The sequence below is a fragment of the Streptomyces sp. NPDC059957 genome, from assembly GCF_042730015.1.
In the GTDB taxonomy this organism is placed as follows: Bacteria; Actinomycetota; Actinomycetes; order Streptomycetales; family Streptomycetaceae; genus Streptomyces.
The window spans coordinates 32,462-54,490 of sequence record NZ_JBHWMB010000018.1 but is presented as its reverse complement, the minus strand read 5'-3'; the positions used below and the strand labels follow the sequence as shown (position 1 = coordinate 54,490).

Sequence of the window (22,029 nt, the reverse complement as noted above, 5' to 3'; positions counted from 1 at the left end):
CCCCTTCCCTCTCCTGTGCGGCACCCTCTCCTTGACGAGTGTACGCCGTACACCTATGGTCGCCTCAAGGTGTACGGCGTACACCTCCGATCGAGCGAGGGGTGCCGAGAAGATGAGTCCGGACCGGAGAACCGCAGTGGCCGCCGGGCTGCTGTTCCTGCTGACCGAGGTCTCCGCGATAGCCGGGGCGGTGCTGTACCGCCCCCTGCTGGGCGCCGCGGACGGCCGGCTCGCGCAGGGCGCCGACACACAGGCACTGCTCGGGGCGCTCTGCGAGGTGGTGCTCGTGGTGGCGGTCGCCGGCACCGGGGCGGCACTGTTCCCCGTCCTGCGGCGCCACGGCGAGGGGCTCGCGCTCGGGTACGCCTTCGGGCGACTGCTGGAGGCGGCCGTCATCGCCGTCGGGATCGTCTCGGTCCTGGCGCTCGTCACGCTGCGGCGGGGCACGGAGGCCGGGGCGGGCGCGGGGGCGGCGGACGGCGCGGATGCCGCGCTGGTGGCCGTGCACGAGTGGACATTCCTGCTGGGGCCCAACATCGCCCTCGGGCTGAACACCGTCCTGCTCGCGTACCTGGCGTTCCGCGCACGGCTCGTACCGCGGTTCATCGCCGTGCTCGGCCTGGTCGGCGGACCGCCGATCTGCGCCTCGGCTGTCGCCGTGATGTTCGGCGCCTACGACCAGCTCTCGCCGCTGGGTGCGGCGGCGGCCCTTCCGGTGTTCTCCTGGGAGCTGGCGCTGGCCGGGTGGCTGATCACCAAGGGCTTCGCCGCCGGTGCGGGCGGCGGCGCCTCGGCCCGGCCCTGACCCGGTCCTCAAACGCCGGACGGGCTGGGGGGCCCGGGCTGCGCCCGGACCCCCTGGGGCTCCGCCCCAGACCCCGCGCCTCAAACGCCGGCGAGGCTGGATGTGGCCCAGCCGGAAGGCACGGGTCTCGGGGGTCTTGGGACCTCAGCCTTCGGGTCGTAGGTCCACAGTCCGCCCGACCTTGGGTTTATGCGGTTTTAACCGTGTTACAACTGGAACATCGCGCTGCAAATGGCGCATTTTCCTTAGCTGTTGCCCAGCCCACACAAGCGCTGCCTGCCTTGGCAACACACCCCGTTTCCGCTGGAGGAAGCACCGTGAGTACAGCCGAGCAGACGGCCCCGTCTGCCAAGAAGAACTCCGCCGTCATGGCGGTCATGCAGCGCCTCGGCCGCAGCCTCATGCTGCCGATCGCCGTGCTGCCGGCCGCCGCGCTGCTGATGCGCTTCGGCCAGCCGGACATGCTCGGCAGCGATTCGCTGCCGGGCTGGTGCAACGAGATAGCCAAGTACATGGCCGCCGGCGGCGACGCCATCTTCGGCAACCTGGCACTGCTCTTCGCGGTGGGCATCGCGATCGGCTTCGCGAAGAAGGCCGACGGTTCCACCGGCCTCGCGGCCGTCGCGGGCTACCTGGTCTTCGCCAAGGTGCTGGGCACCTTCACCGACGGCGCCGTGCCGCAGGTCGAGGCGATCGTCGACCACAAGGTCGTCATGGTCGACGCGCCCGTCAACGCCGGTGTCCTCGGCGGTGTCGTGATGGGCATCATCGTCGCGCTGCTGTACCAGAAGTTCTACCGGACCAAGCTGCCGGACTGGGCGGGCTTCTTCGGCGGCCGCCGCCTCGTCCCGATCCTGTCTTCCTTCGCCGGTCTGGTCACCGGCATCGTCTTCGGTCTGATCTGGCCGGTGCTCGGCAAGGGCATCCACGGCTTCGGCGAGTGGCTGGTCAACTCCGGCGCCGTCGGCGCGGGCATCTTCGGTGTCGCCAACCGCGCGCTGATCCCGGTCGGCATGCACCACCTGCTGAACTCCTTCCCGTGGTACCAGGCCGGCGAATACAACGGCGCGCACGGCGACATCGCCCGCTTCCTCGCCGGCGACCCGAGCGCCGGACAGTTCATGACCGGCTTCTTCCCGATCATGATGTTCGCCCTCCCGGCCGCCTGCCTCGCCATCACCCACTGCGCGCGGCCCGAGCGCCGCAAGGTCGTCGGCGGCATGATGTTCTCCCTCGCGCTCACCGCCTTCGTCACGGGCATCACCGAGCCGATCGAGTTCACCTTCATGTTCATCGCCCCGGTGCTGTACGCGATCCACGCGGTCCTGACCGGTGTGTCCATGGCGCTCACCTGGTCGCTCGGAATGAAGGACGGCTTCGGCTTCTCGGCCGGCGCGATCGACTTCTTCCTCAACCTCGGCATCGCGTCGAACCCGTGGGGTCTGGCCGGCATCGGGCTCTGCTTCGCGGCGCTCTACTACTTCATCTTCCGCTTCGCGATCACCAAGTGGAACCTGCCGACGCCGGGCCGCGAGTCCGACGAGGAGCTCGCCGAGATCCTCAAGGCCGAGGCGAAGTAACCGTGCCCCGGGCGCAGCGCACCCCCGGACGGGGAATGCCTTGCGAGGAGCGGCGCGAGCTGATCGCCGGCACGGTCCGGACCCAGGGCCGCGTACGGGTCTCGGACCTCGTACGGGAACTGGGCGTCAGCCGGATGACCATCCACCGGGACCTCCAACACCTGGACGCCCAGGGCCGGATCCACCGGATCCGCTCCGGAGCCACGGCCGTCCAAGTCTGAGATCCGCCCCTTTTCGCGTTCCTCAGGCCCGCGCCGCCCTCAGCAGCCCGCGCCACCGGCTGCGCTCCGCGACCAGACAGGCCCCGGCCAGGGCCGTCACCGTCACCGCAGCCCACACGGGCCAGGCGGACCAGGACGCCGCCACGGCCACGATGAGCTGGAGCAGCACCAGCGCGATGGTCACCCCGCCCGGTACCGCGACGATCACCTGGGCCTTGCCATCTCCCGCGTCCCCCGCTCTCCTTGATCACCGTCGCGCGCCGCGGACCCCTTAGGAGCCGACAGGGTGACGAGCGCAACACCGGTCCGGCCCCCTCCGCCCGACCCGCTCATTCCGCAGGTCGGGGCGGGGAGCAGGCCCCGGTTTCCAAGGGTTCGCGGCGCCCGCACCCAAGCTTTGCGTGAAAGGGGACATATCGGTCGCCGGCCGCCCCTCCACCGCGGGCCGAATAACGAAGCGCGCCCGCATCCGGACCCGTAAGCTCCCGTCATGCAGGTGATCCAGTCAACGAAACTCGCCAATGTCTGCTACGAGATCCGCGGCCCCGTGCTCGAAGAGGCGATGCGGCTCGAAGCAGCAGGTCATCGCATCCTCAAGCTCAACACCGGCAACCCCGCGGCCTTCGGCTTCGAGTGCCCGCCGGAGATCCTTGAGGACATGCTCCGCAACCTGGGCAACGCCCACGGGTACGGGGATGCGAAGGGGCTGCTCTCCGCGCGCCGCGCGGTCATGCAGCACTACCAGACCAAGGGCATCGCGCTGGACGTCGAGGACATCTACATCGGCAACGGGGTCTCCGAGCTGATCCAGATGTCCATGCAGGCGCTGCTCGACGACGGCGACGAGGTGCTCGTCCCGGCGCCGGACTACCCGCTGTGGACCGCCTCCGTCAGCCTGGCCGGCGGCACCGCCGTGCACTACCGCTGCGACGAGCAGTCCGACTGGATGCCGGACCTCGCCGACATCGAACGCAAGGTCACCGACCGCACCCGCGCGATCGTGATCATCAACCCGAACAACCCGACCGGCGCCGTCTACGACGACGAGATGCTGCGCGGGCTCACGGACATCGCGCGCCGCCACAACCTGATCGTCTGCTCGGACGAGATCTACGACCGCATCCTCTACGACGGCGTCACGCACACGAACACCGCCGCGATCGCGCCCGACCTGCTGACGCTCACCTTCAACGGGCTCTCCAAGAACTACCGCGTCGCCGGCTACCGGTCCGGCTGGATGGCGGTGTGCGGGCCCAAGAAGCACGCCTCCTCGTACATCGAGGGCCTGACGATCCTGGCGAACATGCGGCTCTGCGCCAACATGCCCTCCCAGCACGCGATCGCCACCGCGCTCGGCGGCCGGCAGTCGATCGATGACCTGGTGCTGCCCGGCGGGCGGATCCTGGAGCAGCGCGACACGGCGTACGACCTGCTGACGCAGATCCCCGGCATCACCTGCGTGAAGCCCAAGGGCGCGCTGTACCTGTTCCCGAAGCTGGACCCGTCCGTCTACAAGATCAAGGACGACCGGCAGATGGTCCTCGACCTGCTGCGCGAGGAAAAGATCATGGTCGTGCACGGTACCGGCTTCAACTGGCCCGAGCCCGATCACTTCCGGATCGTGACCCTGCCCAACGCGAAGGACCTCGCCGACGCGGTCACCCGGATCGGCAACTTCCTCGACGGGTACGGCCAGCCGTAGGCCCCCGTCCGGCGTCCCGCCCGCGTGGACGGCCCCCGTGTACGGACCCGTGAGTACGGGCCGCGCACGGGGGCCGAGCCGTTCTACGGGACTGCGACGAGCCCGGTGGACAGCGCCCCGGTGATCGCGGCGATGTGGTGGTAGGCGCGCCCGACGGCGGCGATCACCTCGTCCTGCCCGCCCGGCCCGGGGAGCACCTCGTTCATCCGCGCCGTGAAGCGGGCCCAGCGCTCGCGGTCGCCGCTGGCGTAATAGGCCACGCCGTCCGTGTCGCGCAGCCGGTAGGCCTCGGTGACGTAGCGGCGCAGGATCATGCCGCCCATCGTGGAGCCCTCCAGTACGTAGAGGAACCCGAGCAGCGCCCGGGGGTCCGAGGCCGCGGCGGCGCGGATCTCGCGCGCGAAGGCGGCCGCCGGTGCGGCCGCGACGGACGCCGGGAACACGCCGTCCTCGGCGAAGTACATCAAGTCGCGGTCTATGAGGGGGAGCTTGACCAGGTCCGCCGACCACACCGAGGTCACGCACGGGCCCGTGGCGCGGGAGAGTTCCTCCTCCAGCGCCTTCAGGACCACGCGGTAGGCGGCGAGCTGGTCGACGTACCGGTCGAGCGGGAGCGTCCCGGCGAGCATCGCGGTGGAGAAGGCCGTGCCCTCCAGGTCCGCGTGCCAGGTGCGGGTGCCCGCCCGGATGCGCTCGACCAGCGTGTGGCAGTCGGTGGAGCTCATGCGCCTTCACCTTCACCCTTCAGGAGCGTCGCGTGCAGCCTGTCGATGAGGTGTCCCTTGCGTTCGATCGTCACGTCGAAGTACCGGGCGCTCCGCTCGGAACGGCACACCCCGCGCACGGCCTCCATCGCCGCGCGCTTCAGCTCCACGGCCTCGGCCGCGAGGCGCAGCAGCGTCTCCCGCAGGTCCGGGTGGCCGAGCACGAACTCCTTCAGCCGTGCTCCGACGAGCTCGCCCGGGGCACCCTGTCCGGAGGGCGCGGAGTCGAGCAGTTCGAGGAAGACCCGGTTGCTCAACTGGCCGAAGTCCTCGTGGGCGGCCCGGCCTGCGAACTCGGGCACGAAGTCGGTCAGATCGTTGAACAGCTGACTGGCCAGTCCGAGGTCGCGCATCGCCCCGTCCAGGACCCGCCGCTCGTCCTCCACCACGCCCAGGGCCGCCACCGCCGCGTCGAGCGGCATCCAGAACAGCGTGCCCGTCTTGAGCGCGGCCATCGACTCCCAGAAGGCCACCCGCTCGGCGCGGGGCGCGGCCACCAGTTCGGCGCGCGTGAGCGCGGTGCGCGTGGAGACGTCGACGGCCTGGCCGGTGAGGCCCCGGCCGACCGACCGCAGCAGGCTCCGTACGACGGCCGGCTCGGCCGCGTGCTCCAGGGCCGCGGTGATCAGCAGGGAGCCCGTGTTGAGGGCGAGCGGGATGCCGTGGGTGGCGTGGAGGGCCGGCTCGCCGTAGCGGAGGCCGCTGCCGTCCTGGATGTCGTCGAGGGCGACCGCCGCCTTCAGCAGCACGCGTACCGCCACCGCCGCCCGGCGGACCGCGGCCAGGTCCGCCGCGGCGGCCTCCTCACCGGCGCCGCCGGGGAAGCCCCGGTAGTTGCGGTAGGCCCAGAACACCATCGAAGGGCGCAGCGGGGCCCGGCCCGCGGGCGCCGCCGCGGTGGGAGCCAAGGCCTGCTGGCCCACCTTCGAGCCGACGGCGTCGGCGACCGGCGCGTACAGGGAACGCCCCAGCACCGCCTCGTACACGGAGGCGGGTGCGGACTCCCCCGACTCCGCACCCGCCTCCGTCCGCGTGCCCTTCCCCGCCCCCGTCAGGGAGGCCAGGAAGACCGCCAGGTCGTCCTCCAGGAGCGCCGCATCGCTCCGCACCACTGCCTCTACCGCGGATCTGCCGGATATGTCCGGCACGTCTCTGACCCCAGCCATTGCTGCCCACCCCGAACTTCACGAACGTCGGCCCGCAGGGATTTCCCCCCGTCGGTACCGAAAGGAGAAGAATGATGGCCGATCCTCGACCGTCACAAGACGCATTCAAGCCGACGCACGCGATCAAGATGGCGACGCGCGCCGCGGCGAGATTCAGCTCAACTTTAGAACGGATCCAATGTAGGATGGCCCTCTGACCACGCAGGAGGCCTCCCATGTACGAGCCGATTCGCACCAAGGCGGTCGACCCCCGCATAGGCGCCCACCGCAGCGACTACCCCCGCAGCAGCCGCGCCGAAGCCCTCGACATCCAGCTCGCCGGGCACCTCGCCGCACTGCTCACCGTGACCGACGAGCTCGGCCTCGACGATGCCGCCGCCGCCCTCGCCACCCAGGTGACCCGCCTGCGCGGGTCCCAGCCCGCCCGCGCGCCCCAGCGGCCCGGCCGGGAGCCCGGCGCCGAGGCCGTTGCCCCGCTGCACCAGCGCGCCCACGACCTCGCCGCCCGCGCCCTGCTCGTCGCCGCGTCCCGCGCCGACACCACGGTCGCGATCCTCGCCGCCGAGCGCATGGACGCGCACGCCGCCGCGCTCGACCTCGTCGGCGCCCACTGACGGCCCCGGTCCGGGGCCGCGGAGGCTCCGGACCGGGCGCCATGCCCTGCGGGGCTTGAACGTGCACCCCTTATCCGGCCGCGGCCGGCAGACCACCCCGCCCGTACGGGCCTGCGGCCACGCCCGCCCTTGGGAGCCGGATCGGCTCTGCGGGACCGGCGGCCGTGCCGCCCCTGCGCGGCGGGACCGGCCCTGCGGGGCGAGGTCCCCTACCCGCCCTTCCACCGTTCCCAGGGCTCCGCCCTGACCCGCGCCTCAAACGCCGGCGAGGCTGATGGGTGTCGGGCGGGCTGGAAGATGCCGCGCAGCGGCAAATCCAGCCTCGCCGGCGTTTGAGGCGTGGGGTCTGGGGCGGAGCCCCAGGGAACGGGCGAAGGGAGGGTCCGGGGCGAAGACAGCTGCGGCAATGCCGCACCAGGGGATCGTGGCCGGGGGCCAGACCGGGCCGACAACCTCCGCGTGCTCCGTCGCCGCCGGGAGAACACCCGGGATCTTCACCAGCACCTGGGGGCCCCGGGGGCCCACGCCACCCGGCTGGACCGGGCTCGGGGCCGGGGGTTCGCGGAACTCCACGGTGACGACGTACGCGCCCGGCTCCGGGAAGCCGTTGACCGCCTCGACGGAGGCGACCACGCGACGGCTCGTCGGGTCGATCCGGCAGTCGGTGATCCGCACATCGCCCCGCGCGGCCCCCGCCGGCCGCGCAGCAGGAGCACCGCCCGCCCACACGTACAGCCCCAGCGGGGCGAAGACCAGCAGTCCCGCCACGAACACCAGGGCGACCAGCCAGCCCTGCCACTTCAACGCGCTCACGCCCATGACACGATCCTCCCGGCAGCCCGCCCCGGTCACCAGCACCCACGGGCCCACACAGCATTTCGAAGTGGGACCGCCTCGTCACCTCGCGTTCACCCAACTCAGCGCGGAATGTGGGTTTCCGCGAGCACTCTGCACCCGTGAGACGCATCCTAGGAATCGCCCTGGCGGTCCTCCTGGTCGGCGGCGTGATAGCCGTCATCGCCATCGGAGGAAAGAAGCCGGAGGGCACGGCAACGAAGACCGTGCGTGGCGTCATCGGTTCGGAGAAGTCCGAGTTCTTCCGCGACCCCGACGTCGTCAAGGCCCTTGCTGACAAGGGCTACACCGTGAAGACCGAAACCTCGGGCTCCTGGGCGATGGATCAACTCGCCCTCAAGGAGTTCGACTTCGCCTTCCCCAGCAGCAGTGAGCCGGCCACGGAGATCGAGGCGGCGGCCGGAGTGAAGGGCGCGCAGAACACCAAGCCCTTCTTCTCCCCGCTCGTCGTCATCGCCCGGGCCAACGCGGCCAAGGTCCTCACCGACCACGGCCTCGCGAAGAAGACCGGCAAGAACTCCGGCACCCTCCTCCTCGGCCCCTTCCTGAAGGCCGCCGCCGAGGACAAGACGTGGCAGGAGCTCCAGGGCGGGACCAGCGCCTACCCCGAGCTGGCCGGGACGGTGTTCGTCAAGACCACCGACCCCACCACCTCCAACTCGGGCGCGCTCTTCCTCGCCACCGCCTCGAACGTCGCCAACGGCCTGACCGTCGTCTCCGACGACGCCGGCATCGACCGGACCGCGCCCCTGATGAAGAAGCTGATCTCGGTCCAGGGCTCCCTGGAACAGAGCACGGACGGCCCGTTCCGCGCCTTCATCAGTGGCAGCGGCGAACCGCTCATCCTCGCCTACGAGGCCCAAGTGGCCAGCCTGCTCCAGCAGAAGCAGGATCCGGGCGACATGGTGGTCCTGTACCCCGACACCACCGTCAACTCCCCGCACACCTTCGTGCCGATCAGCGACAAGGCCAAGGAGCTCGGCACCCTGCTGGCCACCGACCCGAAGCTGCGCTCGCTCGTGGTCCGCCACGGGTTCCGGCCCACGGAGGGCGTGGCCGAGTTCACCACGGCCACCGCGCCGCACACCGCGTACCTCACATCGGAACTGACCGGCATCCGCCAGGTCGGCGCACCGACCGTCAAGGTCCTGATGGCGCTGGCCGCGCGCGCCAAGGGATAGGGGGGACACAGACCATGACACTGACACCGCCCGAGGACGCTCCGCTCGTCCTCACCGCTCCCGAACCCGTGGCTCCCGTCAAGCGGGAGCAGGCCTCCGGCCTGGTACCGCTCCAGGACGGGGTGCGCGAGGAGATGGCCCGCCGGGCCGGGGAGTACGTCGGCTCGCTGGCCGGCATCGACAGCCGCTCCCCCGAGTTCGCCAGCCGCATCGGGGAGATCGCCGGCCTCGGCTCCGCCGACATCCGCGGCGCCGCCCAGCAGTCCAACCGCATGCTCGAGCGGGCCGTACGCTCCCTCGGCACCGACGGTGGCGGCGACGCCCAGGCCCGCGTCGCGGGCTCACTGGTCGAACTGCGCCGCACCGTGGAGGACCTGGACCCGAGCGAGAGCTCGGCGAAGGGCATGCGCAAGCTCATCTCCAAGCTGCCCGGCGGCAACAAGTTCCGCGACCACGTGGCCAAGTACGCCTCCTCGCAGGCCACCCTCAACCGGATCGTCGGCGCGCTGCGCGGCGGCCAGGACGAGCTGCGGCGCGACAACGCCGCCCTGCACACCGAGCGCGCCCGCCTCTGGGAGACCATGGGCAAGCTCCAGGAGTACGCGGTGCTCACCGAGGCCCTGGACTCCGCCGTCGAACAGCGGATCGCCGGCCAGAGCGACCCGCAGCAGGCCGACGCGCTGCGCGTGGACGTGCTGTTCCCGGTACGGCAGAAGCACCAGGACCTGCTGACCCAGCTGGCCGTCTGCGCCCAGGGCTACCTGGCGATGGACGTGGTCCGCCGCAACAACGAAGAGCTGATCAAGGGCGTCGACCGGGCCGCGACCACGACGGTGTCCGCGCTGCGGATCGCCGTGATGCTGGCGCAGGCACTGAACACCCAGGGCGAGGTGATCAAGCAGATCAACACCCTGCGCGACACCACCGAGGGCCTGATCCGCGGCAACGCGGAGATGCTGTCCACGCAGAGCGGGGAGATCCAGCGGATCGCCGCCGACCCGGCCGTGGGCGCGGAGACGCTGCGGACGGCCTTCGCCCAGATCTACAAGACGCTCGACACCATCGACACCTTCAAGGTGCAGGCCACCGAGAACATGGCCGCCACCGTGGAGTCCCTCACCGGCGAACTCCAGAACGCGTCCGCGTACCTGGCGCGCACCCGCACCGCGAGCGCCCTGGAAGGCGGCGACGCCCGATGAACGGCATGAGCATCCATGGCGCCGTGATGCGCAGACGGCTCGCCGCGATGGTGGCGCTCGCCGCCACCCTGCTCGGGGCGAGCGCGTGCACGCAGGACCCCGACCACGCGAAGCCGGAGCAGACCTCCTACCAGGAGGGCAAGCTGCGCGTACTGGCCTCCAGCGAGCTGTCCGACATGGACGAGGTGCTGAAGGCGGCGAAGGCCGCCACCGGCATCACCGTCGAGCTGAGCATGTCGGGCACCCTCGACGCGGTCGAGCAGATCGCCTCCGGCAAGGCGGACGGCAAGTACGACGCCGTCTGGCTCTCCTCCAACGACTACCTGCGGCTGCGACCCGAGGCCGCCGGGAAGCTGTCGAGCGAGACCCCGGTGATGTCCTCGCCCGTCGCCCTCGGCGTGAAGCCCGAGGCGCTGGCCCGACTGGGCTGGAAGCCCGAGTCGGTGACCTGGTCGGCGGTCCACGAGGCGGTGGCCGGCGGGAAGCTGACGTACGGGATGACCGACCCGGTGCGCTCCAACTCCGGTTTCTCCGCGCTGATTTCGGTGGCCTCCGGGCTCTCGGGCGCACAGGCGGCGCTGACCGACGCGGACGTGGCGAAGGCGCAGCCGAAGCTGAAGGAGTTCTTCACCGGGCAGAAGCTGACCTCGGGCTCCTCGGGCTGGCTGGCGACGGCGTACGCGCAGCGCGGGAACGTGGACGCGCTGGTGAACTACGAGTCGGTGCTGCTGTCCATGAACCGGGACGCGAAGACGGACCTGACGGTGATCCGGCCGCTCGACGGCGTGGTCACGGCCCACTACCCGCTGACCCTGCTGACCTCGGCCCCGGCCGGGGCCCGCGAGTCGGGGCGCGTGCTGACCGAGTACCTTCGCGGCGCCGAGGCGCAGAAGGCGATCACCGAGAAGACCTTCCGGCGGCCCGTCGCGGCCGGGGTGACCCCGGCGGCCGGACTGAACCCGGACAAGCGGCGGGAGCTGCCCTTCCCGGGCACCCGCGCGGTGGCGGACGGACTGCTGGCCAGCTACGAGAACGAGCTGCGCCGGCCCTCGCGCACGGTGTACGTGCTGGACACCTCGGGGTCGATGGCCGAGGAGGACCGGATCGGCCGGCTGAAGGCGGCGCTCACCGATCTGACGGGGACCGGGAGTTCGGGCACCGGAGAGCGTTTCCGGGACCGTGAGGAAGTGACGCTGCTGCCCTTCGGCGACAAGGTGAAGAAGGTCCGCACGCACGCGGTCGAGCCGGGCAACCCCGGCCCCGCCCTGGACGCGGTCCGGGCAGACGTGAAGGCGCTGCAGCCGGACGGGGGCACGGCGATCTACAGCAGTCTGGAGGCGGCGTACCAGCAGCTCGGCAAGGGCAACACGGAGGCCTTCACCTCGATCGTGCTGATGACGGACGGCGAGAACACCGCCGGCGTCGGGGCCAAGCACTTCGACGCCTTCTACGCGGGGCTGCCCGAGGCGCAGAAGCACACGCCGGTCTTCGCGGTGCTGTTCGGCGACTCGGACCGCAAGGAACTCGCCCACATCACCGAACTGACCGGCGGGCGGCTCTTCGACGCCACCGACGGCAACGGTTCGCTGGACGGAGCCTTCGAGGAGATCCGTGGCTACCAGTAGGGCTCTGAAGTACCTCGAATCGAAGAAGAACCTGGCCGGCAGCGCCTGCGGGCTCCTCGGGGTGGGCCTGACCCTCACCGGGGTGGCCGGCACGTACTGGCCGGTGGTGGTCGCCGGGCTGTACGGGGCGGGCGCGCTCGTCGCCCCGCCGGAGGTGCCGGCGCCGCCGGTACCTCCGGAGCCCGCCGAGCAACTGGGCTTCGTACGGGAGGACTTCGCGCGGCTGCAGGACTACGTCGGCGAGGTGGACCTGCCGTCGGAGCCCGCCGAGGTGCTGACCGGACTGATGGGGCTGTACGCGGCGATGCTGGAGCCGGGCTGGGTGGCCGGGGTCCTGGCCGCCGACCCGGAGGCGGTGCACGCGCTGACCCGGGCGATCCGCACGGACGTGCCGGAGTGCGTGGACACCTACAACCGGACCCGCTGGTGGACCCGGCTCACGGCGGGCGGCGAGTCGCCCGAGCGCCACCTGGAGCGGCAGCTGACGCTGCTGCGGGAGGAAGCGGAACGCATGACGGCGGACCTCCGTGAAACGGAGGCCCGCCGTCAGCAGACGCACACGACCTATTTGGAAGGTCGCAGGGAATCCTAGGTCGGGGAATCCCGCGTCAGCCCGTGGCCGGGGACAGCCGGCCGCAGGGGTTCGGTGGGGGCTCGATCAGCTGGTTCAGCCGATCAGCCCAGGCGCTCGACGAGCGCTTCGTACTGGTCCCACAGCTCCTTCGGCGTGTGGTCGCCGTAGGTGTTCAGGTGGGCGGGGACCAGGGAGGCCTCGTCGCGCCAGACCTCCTTGTCGACCGTGAGCAGGAACTCCAGGTCGGCGGCGGGCAGGTCCAGGCCGTCGGTGTCCAGGGAGGCGACGGTCGGCAGGATGCCGATCGGGGTCTCCACACCCTCGGCGGTGCCGTCGAGGCGCTCGACGATCCACTTCAGGACGCGGCTGTTCTCGCCGAAGCCGGGCCACACGAACTTGCCCGCGTCGTTCTTGCGGAACCAGTTCACGTAGTAGATCTTCGGGAGCTTGGCCTGGTCCTTGTCCTTGGCCACGTCGACCCAGTGACCCATGTAGTCGCCCATGTTGTAGCCGCAGAACGGCAGCATGGCGAAGGGGTCGCGGCGCAGCTCGCCGACCTTGCCCTCGGCGGCGGCGGTCTTCTCGGAGGCGATGTTCGAGCCGATGAAGACGCCGTGGTTCCAGTCGAAGGACTCGGTGACCAGCGGCACGGCGGAGGCGCGGCGGCCGCCGAAGAGGATCGCGGAGATCGGGACGCCCTTGGGGTCCTCCCACTCGGGGGCGATCGTCGGGCACTGCGAGGCGGGGACGGCGAAGCGGGCGTTCGGGTGGGCCGCCGGGGTGTCGGACTCCGGGGTCCAGGCGTTGCCCTTCCAGTCGATCAGGTGGGCGGGCGCCTCTTCGGTCATGCCCTCCCACCAGACGTCGGAGCCGTCGGGGGTGAGCGCGACGTTGGTGAAGACGGTGTTCGCGTACATGGTCTTCATCGCGTTGGCGTTGGTGTGCTCGCCGGTGCCGGGCGCGACGCCGAAGAAGCCGGCCTCGGGGTTGATCGCGTACAGGCGACCGTCCTCGCCGAAGCGCATCCAGGCGATGTCGTCACCGACGGTCTCGACGGTCCAGCCGGGGATGGTCGGCTCCAGCATGGCCAGGTTGGTCTTGCCACAGGCGCTCGGGAACGCGGCCGCGATGTACTTCGACTCGCCCTGCGGCGGGGTGAGCTTGAGGATCAGCATGTGCTCGGCGAGCCAGCCCTCGTCGCGGGCCATGACGGACGCGATGCGCAGGGCGTAGCACTTCTTGCCGAGCAGGGCGTTGCCGCCGTAGCCCGATCCGTAGGACCAGATCTCACGGGTCTCGGGGAAGTGCGAGATGTACTTGGTGGTGTTGCACGGCCACGGCACGTCGTCCTGGCCCTCGGCGAGCGGAGCGCCGAGGGTGTGGACGGCCTTGACGAAGAAGCCGTCGGTGCCGAGCTCGTCGAGGACGGCCTGGCCCATGCGGGTCATGGTGCGCATGGCGACCGCGACGTAGGCGGAGTCGGTGATCTCGACGCCGATCGCGGAGAGCTCCGAGCCGAGGGGGCCCATGCAGAAGGGGACGACGTACATCGTGCGGCCCTTCATGGAGCCGCGGAAGATGCCGCCATCCTCACCCTTGCCCGCGAACAGCTCCTTCATCTCGGAAGGGGCCTTCCAGTGGTTGGTCGGGCCCGCGTCCTCCTCCTTCTCGGAGCAGATGAAGGTCCGGTCCTCGACGCGCGCGACGTCGGAGGGGTCGGAGGCGGCGTAGTACGAGTTCGGGCGCTTGGCCGGGTCCAGCTTCTTGAAGGTGCCCTTGGAGACGAGCTCCTCGCAGAGGGCCTCGTACTCGGCCTCGGAGCCGTCGCACCACACGATGCGGTCCGGCTGGGTCAGGGCAGCGATGTCCCCGACCCAGGTGACGAGCTCCTGGTGCTTGGTGGGGACTTCGGAAGTGGTGCCAGCCGCGATGTCGCGCGCCACGATCGCTCCTTGTTGAGGGGTTTGATTTGTGTTGCCCCGTGGGGGCCGCGACCCGGACGCTTCGCGCTCCGCTCATCCGGTGTCGACCGCACTCATCTGATCATCCGGTGCGTGTGCGCATATGTCCAGAGGGCCTCTCACGTGAGCATCGCCACTCCGGTCAATCTTCCGTAAAGCGCACTAACGGAAACCTACGCAACCGTAGGTAGCATGGCCGCCATGACTTCTGACGCCGCTGCCGTGGCCGCTCCGGTGGTCGAACCCGCCGATCAGGAGGCCAAGCCGCTCATGCGCGGCTGGCTCCACACCGGCATGTTCCCCGCCGTGGTGATCGCCGGCCTCGTCCTGATGGCCTTCACCGACTCCACCCGGGCCCGGGTGGCGTGCGGGGTGTACATCCTCACCGCGTGCCTGCTCTTCGGAGTCAGCGCCGTCTACCACCGCGGTACGTGGGGACCTCGCGGCGAGGCCGTCCTGCGGCGGCTCGACCACGCCAACATCTTCCTGATCATTGCGGGCACGTACACCCCGCTGACCGTGCTGCTCCTGCCGGACTCCACCGGCCGGACCCTGCTGTGGGCGGTGTGGATCGCGGCCGCCGCCGGCATCGCCTTCCGCGTCTTCTGGGTCGGCGCCCCGCGCTGGCTCTACACCCCCTGCTACATCGCCATGGGCTGGGCGGCGGTCTTCTTCCTCCCCGATTTCATGCGCACCGGCGGCATCACCGTCCTGGTCCTGATCATCGTCGGCGGCCTGCTCTACAGCGTCGGCGGCGTCATCTACGGCATGAAGCGACCGGACCCCTCACCGCGCTTCTTCGGCTTCCACGAGGTCTTCCACTCCCTGACCCTGGCCGCCTTCGTCGCCCACTACGTGGGCATCTCGATCGCCGCGTACACCCACTGAGCGAAGCGGGGCCCTGCCGCGCGAGCGGTCAGGGCCCCGCCTCGTACCGGGCGCCTACGTGCAGGCGTAGCCGTCGCCGTCCGGGTCCAGGCGCAGCGGGTCGCTGCCGTTGACCTTCAGGCGGCCGGGGTACTTGTGGGCGGCCAGCCAGTCGCAGCGGGCCTTCGTCGTCGCCTTCACCTCCGCCGGGAACCGCGTGGGCACGCACACGTTGGCCGTGCCGTAGTGCCGGTCGCAGCCGGCCACGCTCGGGGCCACCGGGGCCGAGTCCCGCTTCGCGGGGTTCTTCTTCGGGGCGGCCAGTTCGTTCGCGAAGGTGTGCTCGTGCGCGCTCGGCGGCTCGGCGGCGGCCGCCAGGGCGGACGGGCCGCCCAGGTGCACCCACTGCGCGATCGAGGGGATGCCGTTCGCGTCGACCGCGAAGAGCATGTACCAGCCGGGCGGCGCCAGGTTCGGGTTGCTGGTGACGTTCAGATCGATGGTGGTGCCGTTGACGACCGTCAGCGGCAGGTCCACGAACCGCTGGTTCGGGTCCGAGGAGTGGGTGACCGCCGCCGGACGGATCAGCTCCGCCTTGGCGACCGCCCGGTTGACGGTGATCCGCTGCGTGTCCCCGTACACCCACTGGTTGTCGATCACCGAGGTGATCTGCGGGCGCGCCCCCTTGAAGAGGTACGGCGGGCTGTAGATCGAGACGTTGTGGTTGTACGTGCCGTTGCCCGGGTTGTCCCCGACCGACATGACGCGGCCGTCCGGCATCAGGAACGACGCCGAGTGGTACCCCCGCGGGATCGGGTCGGCGGCCAGCCCCGGCTGGTAGGTGTTGGTCACCGGGTCGAAGAACGAGGCCTCGTACACCGGGTCGGCCCGGTCGTGCAGGGCGCCGCCGGTCTCCAGCACCTTGCCGTCCGGCAGCAGCACGGCGGACACGTACATCTTGCCCTCGGCGCCGGTCTGCGGGCGCTTGCCCGCTCCCTGGTCGACCAGGCCCTGCGGCAGGTCCGGGCCGGCCGTGTAGGCGGGGCTCGGCTGCTTCAGGTCGATGATGTCGGTGATCCGGTTCGCCGCCGGATTGGTCTCGTTGTTGCCGCCGCCGATGGTCAGGACCCGCTGGTCCTGCGCCGGGGGCAGCAGCACGCTCGCCGACTCGTCGCGCTGGTCCTTGTTGCGCAAGCCCGGCACGTCGCTGATGGTGTTGGCCGCGTAGTCGTAGACGGAGGCGCCGGTCCCCTGGGTGCCGTTGCCGAAGGTGTGGCTGCCCGAGTAGAAGAGCCGCCCGTCCTGCATCAGGATCATCGACGGGTACAGGCCCCAGTACGACCAGGTCTGGTTGACCTCGTTCATCGGCAGCCACTTGTTCTGCGCCGCCGAGAACTTCTCCGCCGTCACGTTGCCCGTGGAGTCCTCCTTCAGCCCGCCGAAGGAGATCACGTCGCCGTTGCCGAGGATCGTCGCCGACGGGTACCAGTGCCCGCCGTTCATGTCGTTGGTCTTCGTGTACTTCTCGGTCGCCGGGTCGAAGGTGTACGAGTCCTTCAGCCCCTGGTAGCCGATCGTGCCGTCGGCCGACGGATAGCCCTTGTTCCCGCTCATCACCAGCACCCGGCCGTCGGACAGCTGCACGTGGCCGGAGCAGAACATGTCCACGGGCGTCGGGATCGTCTTGAACGAGCCGTTCGCCGGGTCGTACACGGCGGAGGTGAAGGTGCCCGCGTTGAACTGGGCGATGTCGTTGCCCGAGCCCGCGATCAGCAGCACCTTGCCGTTCTTCAGCACGACGGCGTGCATGGAGCGCACCGGGTTCTTGGCGGCGGTCACCTCCCACTTGCCCTTCGCGCACTCCGTGGCCGTGCCCGTGCAGGTGGGCAGCGGCGGGGGCACGCCCACCTCCTCCAGCGCGTAGTCGTCGGTGGTGAGCGTGCCCACCCCGTAGACGGACAGGCCCCACACGATCTTGTCGGTGCCCGGCGGGACCGCCGGCGTACGGACCTCCGTACGCGCCCACGCGGCGCTGACGGGGGGATTCTGCAGGTCGGTCCAGTACTGCCAGCCGGCGGTCGTGTCGTGGCGGAACACGGTCACCGACACGTCCGGGGTGTTCGACTTGTACCAGGCCGACAGGTCGTACTGCCGGCCCGGTACGACCGTCGGGGCGCAGGTGCCGTTCTCGGTGACCAGCGCCTTGCGGTCGCCCTCCACCCGGCGGGTGAGCGAGACCTTCATCGCCTTGGTGCCGGAGTGCGCGTCGGCGACGGTCGTGAAGGTGAAGTCGTTGTCGCCCCAGCCGGACTTGGACCAGCAGGAGGGCATGTCGGAGCCGGCCGGGCCGGCCGTCTCGAAACCGGGGTTGGTGAGCAGGTTGGGCGGACCGGCCGTGGCCTGCTGCGGCGCCGTCAGCAGCAGGCCCGCGGTCATCGCCCCGACGGCCAGCAGAGCGGCCCGCCACCCTGCCCTGCGCCGGATCTTCCTCTCCATGGGGAGCATCCCTTCGTGCGGCTCAACTCGGGTGACTCGACTCGTGTGACTCAGCTCGTGTGACTCAGCTCGTGCGGGTGGAGCCCGCCTTGCGCGGGAGGTAGACGAGTGCCTCCGTCGCCGCGAAGCGCAGGACGAAGGTGACGACCAGCGCGAGCGCCGTCGCGGACATGACGCCGAAGCCCCACGTGCCGACGAACACCGCGATCAGCGGTATCCGCAGCAGCAGATCGGCGTTGGCCAGCAGCGTGAAGCGCCCGAACCGGTCGGCCCAGCGGCGGTGGCGCCGCCGGTCGCGGAACAGCAGGGTCTCGATGAGGAGGAAGTTCCACAGCACCCCGGCCTGGTTCGCCACCACCTCGGCGAGCAGGTAGTTCATCCCGGTGTGCGTGAGCATCCACAGCGCGGCCAGGTTCGGGACGAAGCCGGAGAGCCCGACGAGCCCGAAGCCGATCATGCGGGCCAGCGGGGTCGCGGACCGAAGCGAGGCCAGGTGGGTCAGGAAGCGCAGGCCCTCGCGGGCGGTGGACTTGGACTCCCCCGAGAAGCGCTCCTGGAAGACGAAGGGCACCTCCGCGACCCGCGCCGGCCGGCAGCGCACGGCCAGCTCCAGCAGGATCTTGTAGCCCAGCGGCTTCAGCGCCTCCTGGGTGACGGCCGAGCGGCGCATCGCGAAGAACCCGCTCATCGGATCGCTGATCCCGTGCAGGGCCCGCGGGAAGAGCCCCTTGGTCAGCCAGGTCGCTCCGCGCGAAACGGCGATCCGGTAGCTCCCGGCGAGCCCGGCCCGGCTGCCCCCGGCGATGTACCGGGAGGCCACGACCAGGTCGGCGCCGGTGCGCTCCCCCTCCCCGACGAGCTCGGGAACCAGGTGGGGCGGGTGCTGGAGGTCGGCGTCCATGACGACGATCCAGTCCGTGTCCGCCCGCGCGATCCCCTCCACGACCGCCCCGCCGAGCCCTCCGGCGGGGGTCTCGCGGTGCAGGACCGCCACCGGGAAGGCGCACTCCAGGGCCGCCTTCTCGATGGCGGCCGGGGTGTCGTCCGTGGAGTCGTCCACGAACAGCACCGAGCAGGGCAGGTGCGCGGGCAGCGCGGCGGCCAGCCTGCGCAGCAACTCCGCTACGTTTCCCTCCTCGTTGAAGGTCGGGATGATGAGGGTGACACTGCCCGGGGCGGGCGCCGGGACGACGGCCTCCGGCAGGTGCGGGGCATGCGGCGCGTGCGGCTCGTGCGGTGCGTGCGGGACCCACAGGTCTTCACTCATGCCGGATCAACTCCCGTTGACGGTGCGGGCCGTGGGGGCGGCGCTGGCCGTGGTGCCGGTGCGCCGGATCTCGATGCGGTCCTCGCCCTCGCCGAAGACGGCGACCGGCGTCGAATTCTCCAAAGCGGCCTTCACATTGGGCAGTTGGGCCGCGTCGCGCCGGACGGTGGGCGAGGAGACCACGTAGTCGATGTCCCGCCAGCCGCCCGGCAGGGTCTTGGTGACCGCCGGGTCCAGGTCGGCCTTGTAGAACCAGATGGCCCCGAGCCCCGGGTCGAACCCGTGGTGGACGGCGTCAAGCCACAGCGCGTCGTCGACCAGCACCCGGGTCGTGGCGGGGTCGCTCACCTCGCGCCCGAGCCAGGCCGCGGCCTGCCGGTACGGGGCGTTCGCGTCGACCGTGAGCGCCGTCCGGTTGCCGTCGTACCAGCGCGGGGCGAGGTACACGAGGGCCGAGGCGGCCAGGACGCCGATCAGCGCCCACCGCCCGTAGGCCAGGGCGCGCCGCTCCCCCGGCGCGCGGCGGCGGCGCAGCACGGCGTGGGTGACGCTGGCCGCGCCCCCGGCGAGGACCAGCGCCAGGAACGGCAGCGCCTGGATCACGTACATCGCCGGGAGGTAGCCCGAGGGCCGCAGGGCGACCAGGCCGAGGATGACCACGGCCAGCGCCGGGCCCGCGAGCGCGCGCGCCGTGACCGACCAGCGGATGGTGACGAGCAGCAGGACGGCGCCGGCCAGGCCGCCGAGCGGCAGCACGGTGTCGTAGTAGAGCCAGGACTCGAAGACCCCGTGCGAGCCGGAGCCGGGGTCGAGGATGAAGCCGGAACCGGCCCGGCCCATCTGGTAGACGATCCCGCCGATGAGGGAGACGTGACCGGAGCCGGGCATCAGCTCGGCGTTGAGCAGCGCGTACAGGGGATACGTCACCCCGATGAGCACGCAGGCGGTGACCGCTCCGGTGACGGCGAACTTGCGGGTGTCGCGGTGGCTGTGGCGCCACATCGTCACCAGCAGCGCCGGGAGCACCACCAGCATCGTCTCCTTGGTCAGCACGGCGGTGGCGGCCGCCAGTCCGGAGGCGAAGTGGTGCCACAGGTGGCGGCTGGGGGACGCGGCGAGACAGAAGGCCAGCAGCATCCACATCACGGCGATGTTGTCGAGGAAGATCTCCCGCTGGAGCACGACGGAGAGCGGGGAGAGCCCGAACAGGCCCATGGCGAGACCCGCCGCCCAGCGCGGCAGCCAGAGCCGGCGCGCGAGCACGTACAGCAGGACCGCGCTGGCGGCGGAGACCGCGAGCATCGAGAACCGCATCGGCGCGACGGTCATCGAGTCGGGCACGAACAGGGACGGCAGGTACGTCAGGCCCGCTATCTGGATCCAGCCGAGCGGGGGGTGGTCGTACCAGTAGGTGTAGTGGGCCAGCCCCTTGCCCTGCTGGACGGCCCAGGCCTGCGCGAGGTAGGTGCCCTCGTCGTCGCTGAGCGTCGGGAAGTTGGTGATGTTCCAGCCCTGCACGAGCAGGATCGCGAGCAGCAGGACCCCGCACAGCAGCAGGTCGGGGCGCGAGGAGCGGAACCGGACGAGCGGCCGGGCGGGCGCGGGCGGGCGGACCCCGAGTCCGCCGGAGCGCCGGCGCGGGACGAGAGCGGTCCCGGTGGAGGCGTCGGTGGAGGCGTCGGTGGAGGCGTCGGTCGTGGTGTCGGTCGTGGTGGCAGCACCGGGCTGGGGATCAGTGGCCGTGGGCAGAGTGGTGGTCACTGGGGGCTGTCCTCTCGGGTCAGGGTGCTCGAGGTGCCGGTGGGCGCGAGGTGGGCTCCGGTGTGGCTGGTGAGCTCCCACTCGTTGCGTCCGCGCTGCTCGCGCCAGACCGCGCGGATCGCGGCGCCGGCCAGCATCACCTGGTAGAACGGGCCGCCGACCACGAGCTTGACGTAGTGCGTGAAGCGCACCCGCAGCCCGTACTGGCGGCCGAAGTCGTGCAGGCCGACCACTTCGAAGACGAAGGTCACCATCGCGGTGATCATCGGCAGGAAGGTGACGATCGCGACGCCGACGGGCACGTCGAGGAAGACGGCGACGGCGAAGTTCACCGGGATGACGACCCCGGAGGTGGCCTGCATGAACGGGGTCATCAGCGTGTAGCGGGCCAGCCAGCGCTGGCCGCGGCCGGGCAGCTGCTGCCAGTCCTTCTTGCGGTAGACCTGGAGGAAGCCCTGGTTCCAGCGGGTGCGCTGTTTGAGCAGGCTGACCAGGGACCCCGGGGTCTCCTCGCGGGTCACCATGTCGGAGTCGTAGGCGACGACCACCTTCTTGCCGACGGAGGACAGCCGTACGCCCAGGTCACAGTCCTCGGCGAGGCAGTTCGGGTCCCAGCCGCCGGCCTCGCGCAGGACTTCGGTGCGCACGAAGACGGTGTTGCCGCCGAGCGGGATGAACCCCTTCTCCGCGTGCAGGTGCAGCCGGGAGCGGAACCAGAAGAAGTACTCCAGGCAGTTGCGCAGGCTGTACCAGCTGGAGTGGAAGTTGATGAGCTGGACCCCGCCCTGGACCACGTCGGCGCCGGTGGCGCGGAAGGCGTGGTCCACGTGGGACAGCAGCTCGGGATGGACCTGGTCCTCGGCGTCGAAGACGCCGACGATGTCGCCCCGGCAGTGCGGGAGGGCCGTGTTGAGGGCCTTCGGCTTGTTCTTGACCTCGTGGTGGTCGGTGATGACGCGTACGAGACCGGGCGCGCGGGCGGCCGCGCGTTCGGCCACTTCCGCCGTCCCGGGGTCGTCGTGGCCGACGATCACGATGATCTCGTAGTCGCGGTGGCTCGATTCCAGGAGCCGCTCGATGGTGTGCTCCAGGACCGCCTGCTCGTGGCGGGCGGGCAGGAGCAGGGAGAAGGCCAGCCGGCCGCCGCCGTCGGGGCGGTCGAAACGGGTCGAGGCGAGCGTCTCGGGCGTCCGCCAGGCGTGCATCTGCCACCAGAGCGTGAACGCCGCCATCCAGAAGAGTGCGAGCGAAACGACACAAATGAACACGGATATGAACAAAGCGTCCCCCACAGACATGCCGCAACCGCAGGCGGCGATTCCCCAGACCCCCCGGGGACGGACGCGCGGCAGGCTCCCCAGCCCGCCGCCCTCGCCCCGTCCCCCATTCCC

19 protein-coding genes are annotated in these 22,029 nt (G+C 70.8%); 10 read left to right on the top strand and 9 right to left on the bottom strand.

Features of this window, described 5'->3' with window-relative positions; genetic code table 11:
• Window positions 1–112: 112 nt before the first annotated feature.
• From ACFWBW_RS14640 to ACFWBW_RS14630, 3 genes are all read left to right on the top strand, one after another.
• The gene (locus ACFWBW_RS14640; RefSeq protein WP_385372128.1) at window positions 113–805 is read left to right on the top strand and encodes a DUF4386 domain-containing protein; all 693 of its coding nucleotides are present in this window, start codon (window positions 113–115) and stop codon (window positions 803–805) included.
• A 368-nt stretch (window positions 806–1,173) separates the two neighbouring features.
• Complete coding sequence (locus ACFWBW_RS14635) at window positions 1,174–2,385, top strand: PTS transporter subunit EIIC (RefSeq protein WP_385372320.1); 1,212 nt, start codon at window positions 1,174–1,176, stop codon at window positions 2,383–2,385.
• Between the two features lie 35 nt (window positions 2,386–2,420).
• Window positions 2,421–2,606, top strand: coding sequence for a DUF977 family protein (locus ACFWBW_RS14630; protein WP_385372125.1), 186 nt, complete (start codon window positions 2,421–2,423; stop codon window positions 2,604–2,606).
• A gap of 22 nt (window positions 2,607–2,628) precedes the next feature.
• Here the strand turns inward: ACFWBW_RS14630 and ACFWBW_RS14625 are convergent, their stop codons facing one another.
• Window positions 2,629–2,814: a hypothetical protein gene (locus ACFWBW_RS14625; protein ID WP_385372122.1), complete on the bottom strand. Its 186-nt coding sequence runs from the start codon at window positions 2,812–2,814 to the stop codon at window positions 2,629–2,631.
• Window positions 2,815–3,096: 282 nt separating this feature from the next.
• Here ACFWBW_RS14625 and ACFWBW_RS14620 point away from each other — a divergent pair, with 282 nt between their 5' ends.
• A complete protein-coding gene (locus ACFWBW_RS14620; protein ID WP_385372119.1) occupies window positions 3,097–4,308 on the top strand; it encodes a pyridoxal phosphate-dependent aminotransferase in 1,212 nt (403 codons plus the stop codon).
• Between the two features lie 83 nt (window positions 4,309–4,391).
• Here ACFWBW_RS14620 and ACFWBW_RS14615 read toward each other — a convergent pair whose 3' ends face one another.
• On the bottom strand, window positions 4,392–5,033 hold the full coding sequence (locus ACFWBW_RS14615; protein ID WP_385372116.1) for a biliverdin-producing heme oxygenase: 642 nt from the start codon (window positions 5,031–5,033) through the stop codon (window positions 4,392–4,394).
• On the bottom strand, window positions 5,030–6,184 hold the full coding sequence (locus ACFWBW_RS14610; protein ID WP_385372113.1) for a polyprenyl synthetase family protein: 1,155 nt from the start codon (window positions 6,182–6,184) through the stop codon (window positions 5,030–5,032). Before ACFWBW_RS14610 ends, ACFWBW_RS14615 begins: the two co-directional genes overlap by 4 nt.
• A gap of 269 nt (window positions 6,185–6,453) precedes the next feature.
• Here ACFWBW_RS14610 and ACFWBW_RS14605 point away from each other — a divergent pair, with 269 nt between their 5' ends.
• Complete coding sequence (locus ACFWBW_RS14605) at window positions 6,454–6,852, top strand: hypothetical protein (RefSeq protein WP_385372110.1); 399 nt, start codon at window positions 6,454–6,456, stop codon at window positions 6,850–6,852.
• A gap of 255 nt (window positions 6,853–7,107) precedes the next feature.
• Here the strand turns inward: ACFWBW_RS14605 and ACFWBW_RS14600 are convergent, their stop codons facing one another.
• Complete coding sequence (locus ACFWBW_RS14600) at window positions 7,108–7,665, bottom strand: hypothetical protein (protein WP_385372107.1); 558 nt, start codon at window positions 7,663–7,665, stop codon at window positions 7,108–7,110.
• Window positions 7,666–7,808: 143 nt separating this feature from the next.
• Here ACFWBW_RS14600 and ACFWBW_RS14595 point away from each other — a divergent pair, with 143 nt between their 5' ends.
• From ACFWBW_RS14595 to ACFWBW_RS14580, 4 genes are read left to right on the top strand one after another with little or no spacing between them, the layout of a single operon-like run.
• A complete protein-coding gene (locus ACFWBW_RS14595; protein ID WP_385372104.1) occupies window positions 7,809–8,888 on the top strand; it encodes a hypothetical protein in 1,080 nt (359 codons plus the stop codon).
• Window positions 8,889–8,902: 14 nt separating this feature from the next.
• Window positions 8,903–10,087, top strand: a complete 1,185-nt coding sequence (locus ACFWBW_RS14590) for a toxic anion resistance protein (RefSeq protein ID WP_385372101.1) — start codon at window positions 8,903–8,905, stop codon at window positions 10,085–10,087.
• 26 nt (window positions 10,088–10,113) lie between these two features.
• Window positions 10,114–11,712, top strand: a complete 1,599-nt coding sequence (locus tag ACFWBW_RS14585; RefSeq protein WP_385372317.1) for a substrate-binding domain-containing protein — start codon at window positions 10,114–10,116, stop codon at window positions 11,710–11,712.
• A complete protein-coding gene (locus ACFWBW_RS14580) occupies window positions 11,699–12,304 on the top strand; it encodes a hypothetical protein (RefSeq protein ID WP_385372098.1) in 606 nt (201 codons plus the stop codon). Before ACFWBW_RS14585 ends, ACFWBW_RS14580 begins: the two co-directional genes overlap by 14 nt.
• Window positions 12,305–12,387: 83 nt before the next feature.
• On the opposite strand, the gene ACFWBW_RS14575 is transcribed toward ACFWBW_RS14580, so the two are convergent.
• The gene (locus ACFWBW_RS14575; protein ID WP_385372095.1) at window positions 12,388–14,229 is read right to left on the bottom strand and encodes a phosphoenolpyruvate carboxykinase (GTP); all 1,842 of its coding nucleotides are present in this window, start codon (window positions 14,227–14,229) and stop codon (window positions 12,388–12,390) included.
• 219 nt (window positions 14,230–14,448) lie between these two features.
• Here ACFWBW_RS14575 and ACFWBW_RS14570 point away from each other — a divergent pair, with 219 nt between their 5' ends.
• Window positions 14,449–15,135 carry a hemolysin III family protein gene (locus ACFWBW_RS14570; RefSeq protein ID WP_385372092.1) on the top strand — a complete coding sequence of 229 codons (687 nt, stop codon included), beginning with the start codon at window positions 14,449–14,451 and terminating at the stop codon, window positions 15,133–15,135.
• A 54-nt stretch (window positions 15,136–15,189) separates the two neighbouring features.
• Here the strand turns inward: ACFWBW_RS14570 and ACFWBW_RS14565 are convergent, their stop codons facing one another.
• The 4 genes from ACFWBW_RS14565 to ACFWBW_RS14550 form a co-directional block, all read right to left on the bottom strand.
• On the bottom strand, window positions 15,190–17,610 hold the full coding sequence (locus ACFWBW_RS14565) for a galactose oxidase-like domain-containing protein (protein ID WP_385372088.1): 2,421 nt from the start codon (window positions 17,608–17,610) through the stop codon (window positions 15,190–15,192).
• A gap of 64 nt (window positions 17,611–17,674) precedes the next feature.
• Window positions 17,675–18,877: a glycosyltransferase gene (locus ACFWBW_RS14560; protein ID WP_385372086.1), complete on the bottom strand. Its 1,203-nt coding sequence runs from the start codon at window positions 18,875–18,877 to the stop codon at window positions 17,675–17,677.
• Between the two features lie 6 nt (window positions 18,878–18,883).
• Window positions 18,884–20,638: an ArnT family glycosyltransferase gene (locus ACFWBW_RS14555; protein ID WP_385372083.1), complete on the bottom strand. Its 1,755-nt coding sequence runs from the start codon at window positions 20,636–20,638 to the stop codon at window positions 18,884–18,886.
• On the bottom strand, window positions 20,635–21,918 hold the full coding sequence (locus tag ACFWBW_RS14550) for a glycosyltransferase (RefSeq protein WP_385372080.1): 1,284 nt from the start codon (window positions 21,916–21,918) through the stop codon (window positions 20,635–20,637). The genes ACFWBW_RS14555 and ACFWBW_RS14550 overlap by 4 nt, the downstream gene beginning before the upstream one ends.
• Window positions 21,919–22,029 lie beyond the last annotated feature (111 nt).

Coding starts and splice junctions, on each gene's coding strand:
- ACFWBW_RS14565 (WP_385372088.1), bottom strand. CDS start 17,610: ATGGAGAGGAAGATCCGGCGCAGGGCAGGGTGGCGGGCCGCTCTGCTG.
- ACFWBW_RS14585 (WP_385372317.1), top strand. CDS start 10,114: ATGCGCAGACGGCTCGCCGCGATGGTGGCGCTCGCCGCCACCCTGCTC.
- ACFWBW_RS14560 (WP_385372086.1), bottom strand. CDS start 18,877: ATGAGTGAAGACCTGTGGGTCCCGCACGCACCGCACGAGCCGCACGCG.
- ACFWBW_RS14590 (WP_385372101.1), top strand. CDS start 8,903: ATGACACTGACACCGCCCGAGGACGCTCCGCTCGTCCTCACCGCTCCC.
- ACFWBW_RS14615 (WP_385372116.1), bottom strand. CDS start 5,033: ATGAGCTCCACCGACTGCCACACGCTGGTCGAGCGCATCCGGGCGGGC.
- ACFWBW_RS14605 (WP_385372110.1), top strand. CDS start 6,454: ATGTACGAGCCGATTCGCACCAAGGCGGTCGACCCCCGCATAGGCGCC.
- ACFWBW_RS14640 (WP_385372128.1), top strand. CDS start 113: ATGAGTCCGGACCGGAGAACCGCAGTGGCCGCCGGGCTGCTGTTCCTG.
- ACFWBW_RS14635 (WP_385372320.1), top strand. CDS start 1,174: ATGGCGGTCATGCAGCGCCTCGGCCGCAGCCTCATGCTGCCGATCGCC.
- ACFWBW_RS14630 (WP_385372125.1), top strand. CDS start 2,421: ATGCCTTGCGAGGAGCGGCGCGAGCTGATCGCCGGCACGGTCCGGACC.
- ACFWBW_RS14570 (WP_385372092.1), top strand. CDS start 14,449: ATGACTTCTGACGCCGCTGCCGTGGCCGCTCCGGTGGTCGAACCCGCC.
- ACFWBW_RS14620 (WP_385372119.1), top strand. CDS start 3,097: ATGCAGGTGATCCAGTCAACGAAACTCGCCAATGTCTGCTACGAGATC.